Annotated in this window: 11 protein-coding genes; 6 read left to right on the plus strand and 5 right to left on the minus strand. The window is 39.9% G+C overall.

Going from position 1 to position 14220, the window contains the following annotated elements; translation table 11 throughout:
- Positions 1 to 288: 288 nt before the first annotated feature.
- Positions 289 to 2544, plus strand: coding sequence for a DUF1796 family putative cysteine peptidase (locus H6G74_RS04915; RefSeq protein ID WP_190966612.1), 2256 nt, complete (start codon positions 289 to 291; stop codon positions 2542 to 2544).
- A gap of 161 nt (positions 2545 to 2705) precedes the next feature.
- Here H6G74_RS04915 and H6G74_RS04920 read toward each other — a convergent pair whose 3' ends face one another.
- Positions 2706 to 4205 carry an acyl-CoA synthetase gene (locus tag H6G74_RS04920; RefSeq protein ID WP_190966613.1) on the minus strand — a complete coding sequence of 500 codons (1500 nt, stop codon included), beginning with the start codon at positions 4203 to 4205 and terminating at the stop codon, positions 2706 to 2708.
- Positions 4206 to 4733: 528 nt separating this feature from the next.
- Between H6G74_RS04920 and H6G74_RS04925 the strand changes: the two genes are divergently transcribed.
- On the plus strand, positions 4734 to 5732 hold the full coding sequence (locus tag H6G74_RS04925; RefSeq protein ID WP_190966614.1) for an RNA polymerase sigma factor, RpoD/SigA family: 999 nt from the start codon (positions 4734 to 4736) through the stop codon (positions 5730 to 5732).
- A gap of 218 nt (positions 5733 to 5950) precedes the next feature.
- Here the strand turns inward: H6G74_RS04925 and H6G74_RS04930 are convergent, their stop codons facing one another.
- Positions 5951 to 6301, minus strand: a complete 351-nt coding sequence (locus H6G74_RS04930) for a hypothetical protein (RefSeq protein ID WP_190590318.1) — start codon at positions 6299 to 6301, stop codon at positions 5951 to 5953.
- Positions 6302 to 6384: 83 nt separating this feature from the next.
- Between H6G74_RS04930 and H6G74_RS04935 the strand changes: the two genes are divergently transcribed.
- Together H6G74_RS04935 and H6G74_RS04940 are read left to right on the plus strand one after the other, a co-directional pair.
- Entirely contained in the window at positions 6385 to 7134 is a 750-nt protein-coding gene (locus H6G74_RS04935) for an ATP-grasp domain-containing protein (RefSeq protein WP_190871287.1), read from the plus strand.
- Positions 7135 to 7373: 239 nt separating this feature from the next.
- The gene (locus H6G74_RS04940) at positions 7374 to 8264 is read left to right on the plus strand and encodes a cation diffusion facilitator family transporter (protein WP_190966615.1); all 891 of its coding nucleotides are present in this window, start codon (positions 7374 to 7376) and stop codon (positions 8262 to 8264) included.
- Positions 8265 to 8472: 208 nt separating this feature from the next.
- Here the strand turns inward: H6G74_RS04940 and H6G74_RS04945 are convergent, their stop codons facing one another.
- Entirely contained in the window at positions 8473 to 8880 is a 408-nt protein-coding gene (locus H6G74_RS04945) for a response regulator (protein WP_190966616.1), read from the minus strand.
- Between the two features lie 794 nt (positions 8881 to 9674).
- On the opposite strand from H6G74_RS04945, the gene H6G74_RS04950 reads away from it, so the two are divergent.
- Both H6G74_RS04950 and H6G74_RS31050 read left to right on the plus strand, forming a co-directional pair.
- On the plus strand, positions 9675 to 11606 hold the full coding sequence (locus H6G74_RS04950) for a hybrid sensor histidine kinase/response regulator (protein WP_190966617.1): 1932 nt from the start codon (positions 9675 to 9677) through the stop codon (positions 11604 to 11606).
- 573 nt (positions 11607 to 12179) lie between these two features.
- Positions 12180 to 12362 carry a replication restart DNA helicase PriA gene (locus H6G74_RS31050; protein WP_242049169.1) on the plus strand — a complete coding sequence of 61 codons (183 nt, stop codon included), beginning with the start codon at positions 12180 to 12182 and terminating at the stop codon, positions 12360 to 12362.
- Positions 12363 to 12422: 60 nt separating this feature from the next.
- On the opposite strand, the gene rlmN is transcribed toward H6G74_RS31050, so the two are convergent.
- Together rlmN and H6G74_RS04960 are read right to left on the minus strand one after the other, a co-directional pair.
- Positions 12423 to 13490, minus strand: coding sequence for a 23S rRNA (adenine(2503)-C(2))-methyltransferase RlmN (gene rlmN, locus H6G74_RS04955; protein ID WP_190966618.1), 1068 nt, complete (start codon positions 13488 to 13490; stop codon positions 12423 to 12425).
- A 72-nt stretch (positions 13491 to 13562) separates the two neighbouring features.
- Positions 13563 to 14009: a hypothetical protein gene (locus tag H6G74_RS04960; protein ID WP_190966619.1), complete on the minus strand. Its 447-nt coding sequence runs from the start codon at positions 14007 to 14009 to the stop codon at positions 13563 to 13565.
- Between the last annotated feature and the right edge of the window lie 211 nt (positions 14010 to 14220).

Here is a 14220-nt window from a genome sequence, read left to right on the forward strand (position 1 = left end):
TCATAGATTATTTGAGCCAGTATCACAGCTAGAAGAACTGTTAAATAATACCAAGTTGCAATCAAAGATAGTCATTTGGGCTGGGAGTAGGGAGTGGGGAGTAGGAATACTATTTCTGAACGCAACTTAGTATAAGTTGCTAAATGCAGGAGGTCTTATTATTTAGATGAGATTGCACTCAAGGTTCTTGGAATACAGACTTTAGATGTAGTATGTGATACTGTCAAAGCATCTGGAGGATTCAACCTTTCCAGTTGCATTTTATTCTAAGAATTCACAAAAAATCTTATGTATCGCTTCCAGGTTAGTGCATATACCCAAACTGGTGAATCCATTGGGCTGGTTGGTTCTACTTCCGAGTTGGGATCGTGGGATATTACTAGATGTGTTCGCCTCCGCACCAGTGGCGATCGCTATCCTTTATGGTGGACAGATGAAGTTGACATTCAGCCATCTTTAAATGCGGGCAATGATCAGAAAGTTGAATATAAGTATGTGCGTTTTAATGCTAGTGATTATGGGGAATGGGAAGCTTTTGGGTGGAATCGTTGGATACCAATTAATCATGAGCATTTCAGTACTATTATTGTGGATGATGGGGCATTCGGTTATTTACAGCCGTATCCCTTCGGCTACCCTGAACAGCCAACAACTACTAAACAAGTATTCACAGCAGATTCTGACAGTTTAAAAATAGTAGTGATTGGTAGTTCTGTGGCTTTGGGTCATAAAGCTTGGTTATTGAAAGGTTGGGTTAGTCTGCTAGAGGAAGCTTTACAACAAAAATATGGGCATAGAGTAGTTAATGTAGCGGAAGTGGGAGCCAATGTCAGTAGAACGATCGCCCGCTTTGCTTCAGTAGTTACACCAGAACAACCTGATGTCGTAATTATTGCCTTATCTTTAGGTAACGAAGGATTGGCTGATTGTGCGCCCCACGAACGGCGGGCAGTACAAAGGCGGTTTGAAAGCGGTTTGCAGCAGTTGGTGAAAATGACGCGCAAACTAGGCGCGTTGCCAGTTTTAGGGGGGGTTTATCCTCATAACAATTATTCTTCTGAGCATTACTGGCTGTTAAAAGATACCCACAACAGAATTTTAAATTGGGGCGTGCCGATTTTGAATTGGTTGCCTGGATTAGATAATGGCCAGGGACGCTGGCGGGAGGGGATATCTTTTGACCCGGCGCATCCCAACACCTTCGGTCATCACTTGATGTTTGAAGCCATTGACCTACAATTATTTGATATCGACAAAGCCAAATTAGCAAAAGAGAACCCCCATTTCTGGCAACCCAACGAAATCCCGATTTATCTTGATCATGCGGGATTTTATGTTTGTGCCTACATCGAAGAAAAAAGTCTCCGAATTAGTAATCCATCACCCCACAATTACACCATTGCGCCTTACTGGCAAGAACTCCAAACAGTTCTGCAAAGCAAAGCCAAGTTGCTTCCAGGTATTTATGTTGCCAAAAATCCTCAGCCGGGAACACTGCCATTTTTTGCTGTACAGGAAGATGGCGCGATCGCTACAACTGTAGAAATACCATCCGGCTCTGATTTAGAATATACAGCATCTTTCAACTTATTCGCCCCGAATGACTCCCAAGTTTTGTTTTATGATGGGCATCTGGGAATCTTGCAAAAAGATGAACGTCACCTCTGGCTAATTAATGAATCAGACCATGAATATAACATCCATCCCATGTGGAAAGAAGTACGGCAAGCACTAAAAGCTGTACCAGCAGGTGTTTACGAAGACCCATTACACCCTGAAATTCCCTTCCGCACAATGATGATTGGTAAAGACGGTCTGGAAAGTCGGGTGAAAATTCCCTCACAGTCGGCGGTGTTATTTCAATATCAATGTCAATTATCAGACATTAGTCGCGTAGCAATTGTGCCATTGGGCGATCGCTGTGCGGTGCGGATGATGTTATACAAAATGGAATATGATGGCCCGGCTTTTCCCTTTGACTTGACCCGCACTACCAAGATTGCAGACATCGCAGATATCATCGAAAATCGTTTTGATGATATGTGGAATCCCAGCTTGCTAGATTACAGTCCAGAAGCAGGGAGAATTTACCATAGCAAATGGTCTGGTTTATCTTTTGCCCATGAAGTTGAAGCCACAGACAACCCTGTACATGATATGTCTCCTGTATATGAACGGATGCGGTCACGCTATACAGCACGTTCTCAACGATTTTGGTACACAATTGAAAATTGCGACCAAGCACTTTTTGTTCGCACTGGCATTTGCGATCGCAATGGCGTGTTAGATTTAGTCAGCAAACTAGAAAAACACTGCCAAGGTAAACCATTTCAACTTTTGCTGCTTTCGCCCCAAGACTCTGATGAGTTTTTAGATATTCCCAATGTGCTGCATTACAATGCCGAGTTTAATCCCGACCGGATGTATGATGACTTGGAACATTGGATGTACTGCACAGAAATTATGCGCGGAATTTTAGAATCTTTGGGTATTTCTAGCAAAAATTTGTTTTGGTGTCCTCCCAACGTGCGCGTTAAGGAATGAAGACTATGATTGTTTACTCACGCAGAGACGCAGAGGCGCGGAGAATGAGAGTTTGAGCGATCGTATTTTTAGGCGTTGCTGAATCATTGGATGAAATTTGATCAGACCGGATTTCAAACTCCTTGTTCTCTCTGCGCCTTTGCGCCTCTGCGTGAGCTAAATCATCCTGCAATTATGCAACGAAATAACTCAACTACTGCCGGCTTAGTAACTTTCCCCATCGCGTTGCGGGGTAACTCTGCAACTGTGAGTATTTTAGTTGGCACTTTATAAACTGCTAATTGCTCTTTTGCCCAACTCCGAAATGATTCTAATGTTAACTGGCGTTGGGGATGTAATACTAACGCCGCACAAACTCTCTCACCCCACTCAGGATCAGCAACTCCCACCACTGCACATTCTTGGATATCTGGATGATTTCTTAACACTTCTTCAATTTCTAAAGCAGATACTTTATAGCCCCCAGTTTTAATAATATCTACACTCATTCTGCCGAGAATGCGGTAATTACCGTTCTCCACTACAGCTAAATCTCCTGTACAAAACCAGCCGTCTTTAAAGGTTTTGGCGGTTGCTTGGGGATTTTGCCAGTATTCTAAAAACACGCTAGGGCTTTTAACTTGAATTTCGCCTGGTGTTCCTAGTGGTACTGGTTCTCCACTTTCATCAACTAATCTAACTTCTACTTGCTTTAAAGGCTGGCCAACATAACCTGCATAACGTTGACCGTGTAAAGAATTTGACAATGCCATCCCGATTTCAGTCATTCCATAGCGTTCTAGGAGAAAATGACCACTGATATTTTGCCATTTTTCTAAAACCTGCACTGGTAAGGCGGCGGAACCAGAAACCATCAGGCGCATTTTTTTACAACCTGCGGTCATTCTTTGTTGGTGTTCAGCAGTGGCGATTTCCCAAGCGGCGATTAATTTTACATAAATTGTCGGGACTGCCATAAATAAAGTTAAGTCCCCGTCACAAATGCGATTCCAGACAACTTCTGCATCGAATTTGCTTAACATATAGCATTCTGCGCCAGCCCACAAAGCACAGGTGAGGACGTTGATAATGCCATGAAGATGATGTAGTGGGAGTACGTGTAAAATGCGATCGCTTGATGTCCATTCCCAAGCTGTAATTAAACTTGTAACTTGCGCTTGAATGTTTTGATGGGTTGTCACCACACCCTTTGGTTTACCTGTTGTACCACTGGTGTAGAGAATTAACGCACGTCGAGTAATTTCTACTTCTGGCAGACTAACAATATGATTTGGTGGTGCTTCCGAAGTCAGGATAAATCTGAGATTGTGTTCTGTAGCGAGCGATCGCATTATATCCTTATACTGCGGATGGGCAATAATAATCGATGCACCAGAAGTTGTAATTACATATTCTAATTCTGGTCTTGGGTGCGAAATACACAATGGTACAGCTATCCCACCAGCCCGCCAAATCCCCCATTGCGTCGCTACATACTCAAACCCTGGAGGGATGAGAAAAGCAATTCGTTGTTCTTGTAAATCTACTGTATTTTGTAATAGATTTGCCGCTATTTGACCCGAAGCTTGCAGCAAATCATGATATGTAAATACTCCTGTATCTGCAATAATCGCTGGTTTATCGTTATGTGCCTCAGCACGAGTAATTAAAGGGAGATTCACTTTTGTTTACCAATTTATACTGAATTCAGTCTAATTACTGAAAGCTTATAGCAATTTTAAATACTTTTCCGAACTTTTTAAACTTCATTTATACTGATTATTTTTTAGTTAAGTAGGTCGGTGCAATTTAAGATAACTAGTGAGGGCTGTCATTTGTCATTGGTAAGAGTTTCACGAATATTTACGCTTCGTAATATAGTTTTTTTGGTTTATTTTTATCGACTTATACTTATGTAGCAATCCTAAATAATTTATAAACATCTCTCTACCTTGTCTACCTTATCTCCCTTGTCTCTTTTATTCATATTTCAAATAAACCTGATATCATTTTTCCATAGACATAATTTTTTCAAATCTTTGACAAGTCTCTGTCACATCAAGCTCTTACATTAAGAAAAGTTAATTCTTAAATAGAAAAGTGTATCTAGTTATCGCGGGATAAATTTTAGCGAATACTTAACCTTTGATATTTAGAACGCTAATCATTTTCTGCTCAATCCAGAAATTATTATCGGGATGATAAAAAAAATGAAATACCTATCTGATAAATCGATTGAAGTCAGCAACACAAACAGAAAATCATTGTCTCAAGCTGATTTGGTACGTAGCTATCTGCATGAAATTGGACGTATCCCTTTATTAAGTCATGAACAAGAAATAAAATTTGGTCAGCAAGTCCAACAAATGATGAATTTACTGGCTGCTAAAGAAAAACTAACTGTGCAGTTACAACGCCAATCAACACAATTAGAATGGGCAGAATATGTCCATCTGAGTGAATCAGAACTATTGCAACAACTCAAGCAAGGATATCAAGCCAAGGAAAAAATGATCAGGGCTAATCTGCGGCTAGTTGTTTCGATCGCCAAGAAATATCAAAAACGCAATTTAGATTTTTTGGACTTAATTCAAGAAGGAAGCTTAGGTTTAGAAAGAGGTGTTGAGAAGTTTGAACCTCAAAGGGGATACAAATTTTCAACTTATGCTTATTGGTGGATTCGTCAGGCAATCACAAGAGCGATCGCAGAACAAGCACGCACTATCCGCTTACCTATTCATATTACAGAAAAACTCAATAAAATTAAACGCACTCAACGGGAACTAGCACAAAAATTAGGTCGTACTCCTTCCACCGTTGACATCGCCCAAGAATTATCTTTAGAACCACAACAAATTAGAGATTATCTACTGTTAGCACGCCAACCTTTGTCTTTAGAATTACGAGTCGGCCCCGAAAGAGATACAGAATTATCTAGTATGCTAGAAGATGAAGGCATCTCTCCTGAATCATACGCTGACCAAAGTTTTCTCAAACAAAATATCCAAGATTTATTATTAAAATTAACTCCTCAGCAACGCGAAATATTAACCTTAAGATTTGGCTTGACAGGCGGAAATACCCTATCTTTATCTGAGATTGGCACACAGATGGGTATTAGTCGAGAACGAGTCAGGCAAATCGAATCGCAAGCTTTAAGCACTCTTCGCCGACACAAAGATAAAATCAGAGGCTATTTAGCTAGTTAATACCTCCCGCGAAAATGTTTGATTTGAGTTTATGCACCCATTCTGCTGGTCATTAGTATTTTTACTCAGCACTCAGCACTTTCAATTTAGTAAGCTGTTAAGCATTTAATTTGCACATTGAGGCCGCAGGGGGGCAGGGAGCAGGGAGCAGGGGAGAGGGTTTGCAGCTTTTATTACCATGAACATGGTGCAACTTAAATGACGATTAGCTTACCCGTTTACCCAACTTGTTCTAAATATTGGTTAATGTCTTCAATGAGGCGAGTGAGTTCAGCTTCCGTAGTTAAGCGAATGGTGACATCTCGCACTGTCAACAAAACTTTAGCAGCAAAGGGAGTCGGCCAGATATTAGGATTACAGAAAATTTCTAAAAATACCTCACCAGTGTAACGATATTCCAAAGGCGGTTGGGGGGTGACTTTACCACCAGCCGCAGGTTTAGCCGCAACAGCTTTCAGACTTGCCATTAATTGATCAATCGCCGCTTTTAATTCTCGTGCGGCTTGGGGTGAAAAACTGAAGGATACAGAACCTTCAACTAAATTTAATGTCAGAGGAGTTGAAGACATGGGCTTGATTAAATTTGTTTGATACTTACTTAATAGTACCGGAAGAGTTCGTCTAGACTGGGGCATCTCTACCAAAGGTCAAGATGATTCAGAAAGCATTTATCCAAGAAAAGGGTAATGGACGAATGGAACCGGAAATGGCTGATTTATTGGCGGAGTTAAATCACCGAGGAATTCCGGTTGAAACTTTTACCGAAAAACGTCTACACAGGCGACAGCTACCATTGGCTACTGACACATTAGTTGCTGGTTATATCCCAGTAGTATTGGGCGCATTACGACAGCTAGGTATAGATTTGCCAAATCTCACTGATTATCCCCAGTGTTTACAAGCATTTCTGCATCGGCAAATTTGGCGAAGCACAGTTGGGCAGATTATTCAGCGAATTTATGATGATCATGCACCCATATTTGCTAAACCTCAAAATCGCAAAAAGCAATTTACAGGTCATGTATTTGCCTCACCCAGCGATTTAATGTATTTGCAAGGAACATCTCACCGTACACCTGTATATTGTTCTGAGGTTGTTGAGTGGTTGTCAGAGTATCGGGTTTTTGTGATTCGCGGTGAGATTGTGGGAATTAAACATTACTGGGGAAATTCATCTGTAGCAGTTGATTTAAGCGTGATTACAGAAGCAGTGCAGTTGTTAAACGTTTCTGGTGAAGGAACTGCTGCTTACGGGATTGACTTTGGTGTTTTGTCAGATGGTGTTACTGCCCTGATTGAGTGGAACGATGGTTTTGCTTTAGGTAGCTATGGTTTGGATAAGTCTTTGTATACAGATTTAATTGTGACCCGATGGTGTGAACTGACTGGAGTATTCATTTAAAAAGAAAATTAATGAATTTTTTGCAGAAATTAATGATAATAAGTCGCTGATGATAAAAGTTGAGGCATTAATAATACTAAGCTTATGGCAGAAATTAAGTGTAATTAATCGCAACAACTACGACAAAATATTATAGGGTATATAGACAATAATTCTAAACAAGCAAAAAGTTATTTTACCTAATTAACATTTTGAGTTTTACACTTATAAGTCATAGAACTTACTGTTAAAAAATATCTATGACTTACGATAATCGCCGGACTGTTAGAAAGGTTTTAATAATTACCCTGCTGCTAAATTTATTCGTGATGGGGTTAAAGGCTGTTGTGGGTTATTGGACTGGTTCTTTAAGCTTATTAGCTGATGCTTTGCATAGTGTGACAGACAGTGCCAATAATGTTTTAGGATTATTTGCTAGTAAATTTTCTTCGCCACATCCTGACCGTGAACATCCTTACGGACACCAAAAATTTGAAGCGGTGGGAGCTTTAGGAATTGCAGCATTTTTAGGGATAGCTTGCTTTGAAATTCTTCAAGGAGCAATTGAGCGGATTATAAAAGGTGGTGAACCTGTGAGAATTTCACCGCCTGAGTTGTGGTTATTACTAATAGTTTTGGGCGTAAATATTTTTGTGGCATTTTATGAACGAAGAGTTGGTCAGCGTGTAGGTAGCCCAATTTTAATTGCTGATGCAATGCACACGATGAGCGATATTTGGGTAACGATTTCGGTAATTTTTGGTTTAATCGGGGTTTGGCTGGGTTTTCAATGGTTAGATATAGTGTTGGCGTTTCCTGTGGCTTTGCTGGTGTTTTGGAGTGGCTGGTCAGTGTTACAAGCTAATTTACCTTGGCTGGTAGATCAAATGGCGATCGCACCAGAAGCAATCCATGAAATCGCCACTTCTGTACCAGGAGTAATAAACTGTCATGATATTGCTTCGAGAGGGATTTTAGGTAGGCAAGTTTTCATCGAAATGCACTTGATTGTAGATGCACCAGATGTAGCAACTGCACACCGCGTCACAGAAAATGTAGAAAGACTCTTAGAAGAACGCTTTCATCCTGTGAGGATATTAATTCACGTCGAACCACCAGAGTATAAATCGGAACAGATTAGTTTTAGTTAGGGGGATGTGGGGGATGTGGGAGACAAGGGAGAGATATATTACCTATCACCTCTAGCCTTTAGCCTTTAGTACAGGTCGGCGTAAATAAACAGACCACACTTCGACCACGCTCGATGACCATCTAGAGTTGCTAAAAGGTTTGTGGTATGACTATTCTTTCTTTTTCCTTTTTCCTTTTGACTTTTGCCTTGTTGTACTAACCTCTCTCCTAATAATTTTCACACTTAGTTACCGACTTAACTACAATCGCCACTAGTTCATTTGGGTCAACTGGCTTTGCAACATGAGTTTGAAAACCTGCTTCTAAGGCGCGGATACGGTCTTCTGTATCACCGTAGGCGGTTAAAGCGATCGCTGGGATTCTTCCTCCTTGGTCTGGTTTGAGCGATCGTACTTTGCGGATCAATGTATAACCATCTTCCTCCGGCATAGCAATATCACATACCAAAACTTCTGGCTGTAGCGTCATTAATGCTTCTAGTGCAGCTGCGGCTGATGTTACTGCAACAACATTGGCTCCATCTGTTTCTAACACGGTAGTGACGTAAAAACGACTATCATCATCATCGTCAACTACCAAAACATTTAAGCCAGCAAGCGGTAGAGGAGCTTCCATACAATCTCCATTTACGTTGAAAAATGCTGATTTTTCCAAGTGAAATTTTTGTTTTTCCTCAGCGAATATACTATTAACAATTTTACTGCTTTCACAGCAGATTTTACCTAAAAACCTGATGTTTTCCACGATAATTAGTATTTAATACCTTTTACTTGCTGGCTATTTTGTTTACCATATCAATTAATTTTTGTGAATAATTATTTACAGATAAAATAAATAATATTCTCATCAATATCCTGTTTAATATAACAGATGATTAAGCTGAATTATCCTCTAACTTAAGTCTTATCTCTTAAGATATATAGAAATTAGATTTGATTTCTGAATCTACTTTTGTAGACAGAGACTAAGGTGCAGATTTGTTGGTAATTAGGCTAAAGCCCAACTACAAACTTTAAAATCAATAAGACAGGCTAAGAGTAAACTGAGTTAATTTTTGACATTATCTATAAAGGCTGGGAGTAAGTAATTTTCCTCGCATCCAATGACACAAAGATTTTCAATTTTGATGTTATGACTTATCGCTGATCTTCTAATTAAGCAAATGTAAATAATAATACGGCTTCTTACTGTAATACACTGAGGTTAATCAAAATTATCAAAATAATACCAATGCAACAATTATCTTGACTGCTGTTTCTCATCCAAAAGAGATACAATATGCTATCGATATTGTGTGAATCCCTATATTTTTCACCAATTGATATCCACCGATAGGTATAAAGATTTGAAATATTTATCACTCATTGGTTAGATATTTTGATTTTCCCTGATGCTGCAAGCAACTAGTCATGGTGCAACCGCTTACCATTTTAATTATTGATGATTCCCCTGAAGACCGTGAGGCTTATCGTCGCTATCTGCTGCAAGACCAGGAATATAATTACAATATTCTCGAATCAGCATCAGGAGAGAAAGCCTTAGAAGTATATCGCCAATTCCCTACAGACTGCATTTTATTAGATTTTTTATTGCCAGATATGGATGGGCTAGAATTTTTGGCAGAATTGCCAAAACTAGCTAAACCAGTTCCAGCCGTGGTGATGTTGACTGGGTATGGTAATGAAGCCATTGCTGTTCAAGCGATGAAAAGTGGGGTTCATGATTATTTAGTCAAAGGACAAACAACAGCCGGACGTTTGCATTCAACCATTCACTCAGCAGTCGCACAAGTCAAATTGCGTCAAGAACTACAGCAAAGTGAAGCACGCTTGCGCGAAAGTCAGCAGTTTATCGAACGCATTGCGGAAACAACCCCAGGAATTTTGTATGTTTATGATTTGCTAGAACAGCGCAATTTGTATCTGAATGGTCAAGTTAATAGATTGCTTGGTTATACTTCCCAGCAAGTTCAAGATTTGGGGAAGGAATTCTTGATACAGACAATGTATCCCGATGATTTGCCTTTATTCTTTTTACATCTGCAAAAAGTTGCCACAATTCAAGATAACGAAATTTTGGAATTTGAATACCGGATGCGTCATGCAAATGGCCAATGGTGTTGGTTTTACAGTCGAGATACGGTATTCACCAGAAATGAAGATGGTTCGCCACGTCAAATTGTCGGCACAGCTTATGATATTACTGCTCGCAAACATCATGAAGTTGCACTGCAAAAAAGTGAAACCAAGTTTCGTAGAATTGTCGAGTCAAATGTCATTGGCATTTATTTTGGTGATTTTAGTGGTCTGATTTATGAAGCTAATGATGCTTTTTTAGAATTGTTAGACTACAGTCGTGCAGAATTAATCGCCGGAAATCTGCGTTGGGATACTTTAACTCCATCAGAATATCTCTTTCTTGATCAGCAAAAAGTAGAAGAATTGCATACTTCTGGTGTTTGTGTTCCTTTTGAGAAGGAATATTTTCGCAAAGATGGTAAGCGTGTGTCGGTGCTGGTCGGAATTGCGCGAATTGATGATACAGATCAGAGAGGTTATAGTGTTTGCTTTGTGCTGGATCTCACTCAACGCAAACTTGTAGAAGCAGAACGTCAGCGATTGTTGCAATTAGAACAAGCCGCCCGTGCGGAAGCGGAAGCTGCTAACCGTGCAAAAGATGAGTTTGTGGCGATGGTATCCCATGATTTACGATCGCCTTTGAATTCCATTTTAGGTTGGACACAATTACTGCGGACTAGAAAGTTGAGTCCAGAAAATATCAACCACGCCCTCGAAACAATTGAACGCAATGCCCAATCTCAGGCAAAACTTTTAGAAGACTTGCTGAATATGTCTCGGATTCTGCGAGGCAAGTTACAACTAGAGTTGAGACAAGTTCATTTAGGCACAATCGTCAGTCAAGCTATTCAGACTGCTTACCCCAGCGCCCAGGCGAAAAACATTCATCTAGAATCTGTGATTGATCAGTCCATATCTACAATAACTGGAGATGGCGATCGCTTGCTGCAAGTTTTCGGCAATTTACTCTCCAATGCCATTAAATTCACCCCAAACGGCGGAAGTATAGATGTCAAACTATTGCGTCAAGAATCTCATATTGAAATAACTGTGACTGATACAGGTATTGGAATTAGCCCAGAATTTTTGCCTTATGTATTTGAACGCTACCGCCAAGATGATCGGACTCACAAACAAGGCGGTTTAGGCTTGGGGTTAGCGATCGCTCGTTATTTAATAGAACTGCACGGTGGAACAATCCAAGCTATCAGTCTGGGCGAAGGACAAGGTTCTACCTTTAGTATTAAACTACCTTTGAAATGAAAAGTGCTGAGTTGAAAGTGCTAAGTGCTGAGTTAGAAGACTGCTCACAATTCATCATGGTATCAGCCTTCCCCCAATTATAAGAAAATACGGTTCAGTTAAGGTGATGAGAGTTTCATTCTCAATTTCTGCTCTATCTATCAGACCAAGGAGTAGGATTTGGGGGATTCTGCAATATCTATACCCTCTAATAAAAATTAAGCAATGTTTAAAATTAGGATTTTGTTACCAAATATACAGTAATCCTTAGTGATTGACTTTTGAATACATAAATAGCAATGTAATAAATTTATAATGACGTAAAATCAAGCTCTCTCAAAGTTTTAATCACAGGGATCATCTCATCTCTAAGTAAAAACCAGTTCTAAGTGAATTTATATATCTAAAGTGAGATGATAAAATCACCTACAGATTAAGATAATCAATAAAAGTATTGTAAAGGTTTATTAGCTAAAATCTTTCTTAAGATTACCAACAAATCTTCTGGCTATTTGTTAGGTTGGTTAAACCCAACATCGAAGTTAAGATTAACAGTTCAAAAACAAAAATTTAGTTATCTCCAGGGGTTAAAAAATGCAGATAGTACACAAGATTTACTGCCCAAATTGTGGTAGTAAAGCAGAGCGTTATTACATTTCAGATAGTGAATTAACACGGACACAATGCTCAAGTTGTGATTACTTGATGATTAGTTGCACCCGTACTGGTAAAGTAATTGAAGCTTACGCCCCTGGAATTCAACTAAGTAAAAGATAAAAAGTAAAAAGGCAAAAAAATGAAGTATGAGTAAGTTAATTTCATACTTCAGACTTCAATTTACTTTTTATTCATTCTCAATTGTCCACAAGCAGCATCAGCTTCTAAACCGCGAGAATAACGTACACTTACAGCAATTTTTTGTTGTTGAAGAATGTTAACAAAAGCTTGAATGCGATCGCGGCTAGGGCGTTGATAATCCACTTCTTGAATTGGGTTATAGGGAATCAAATTAACATGACTTTGGAAGCCCCGCAGATGTTGTGCTAGTTCTAAGGCGTGTTCTGGTAAATCGTTGACACCAGCCAACAAGATATATTCAAAAGTCATACGACGGCCTGTAATTGCTACATATTCCCGACATTCCGCCAATAAATCTGCTAAATGATAGGGGCGGGCGCTGGGAATGAGTTGTTCTCTGAGGGCTTGGTTAGGGGCGTGGAGACTCACCGCCAGGGTAATTTGCAAATGATGTTGGGCGAATTGACGAATGCGATCACGGATTCCCACTGTCGAAACAGTTAGCATCCGTTGTCCAATACCTACATCTTGATTTAAGGATGTCAAGGCGGCTAAGACATTATCTGTATTTAGCAACGGTTCACCCATACCCATGAACACCACATTGCTAACTCGTTCTTGAAAATCCTCTTGGACAGTTAACACCTGATCAACGATTTCGTGACGGGCGAGGTTGCGCTTATAGCCACCTTTACCAGTCGCACAGAAATCACAAGCCATCGGACAACCCACTTGAGTAGAAACACAGACAGTTAATCGCTTATCGGCGGGAATACCTACAGTTTCAATAATCTGTCCATCAGCTAGTTGCAGTAGATATTTGACTGTACCATCTGGGGCAACTTTGCGGTAATGGATGGTAGAACGACCAATAGGGATATCTGCAATTTCTGTACGCCATTGTTTGGGAAAAACGGAAATATCAGCAAGCGATCGCACCTGCTGATGATAAATCCAATCATGTAACTGTTTACCCCGGTAAGCCGGCTGTCCCTGCTGCTGTACCCAAGCAGTTAACTCGCTAACCGAAGCACCGAGTAAGGGAGGAATTGCTAATTTTTCCGTAGCGGGTGAGTCAACTTGAGAAATGGATGGCGTAACAGACATAGGGAGAGACTTACGAGTTGAAACTTGGATCTCTATCCTAAGCTGTTACGCCAGGAATTTGCATATTGACTTTTAGTATCCGCTTACATATTTAAGAACTCGGTCTGTTTGAATCACCCGACCATTTTTGACAATATCAAGGCCTGCACCATTAACTACATATTCATAGTTATTATTTCGAGCTACATATCCTGTACCTTCTTCGGAGTAAGCACGGAGAGAACGGATACCTTTACCCGTTGACTTAGAAATCCCAGTGTAAAACAGATTGCCTTTTTTATTGCAAATATGAATATAAAAATTAGTAGTTTCAATATAAGCTTCTAATCTTCCGCCACCTGCATAACGAGGACAATTAGATGCTTGGGCAATTTTCTGACTATTAACTGTTGAAACGGGAGTAGATTCTAATTGTGCAGCACTCACAGATGAAGATATACCTGCAACTCCAGACAGTAGTGAAGCTGTTGCTAAAATTAAAGCAAAAGACTTATTGTGTACCTGATAAAAGCTATTCATAATCAGTCCTAAAGTTTGATTACTATCAGTTTCAAAGCTAACTAATGGTTTTTCGGATTTTTGAGAGAAAAAACACTGAAATTTATATAAAGTCTTATCCCACAGTAATCTCCAGGATGAATTCTGTATGACTGGGTGATGAATATTGGTGGAAAACCTCGTCCCTCCCTGCGGGACGCTACCGCGAACGTGGGCGAAATCAAAATAAAAC

This window comes from Nostoc spongiaeforme FACHB-130, assembly GCF_014698475.1.
GTDB classification, from domain to species: Bacteria; Cyanobacteriota; Cyanobacteriia; order Cyanobacteriales; family Nostocaceae; genus Nostoc_B; species Nostoc_B spongiaeforme.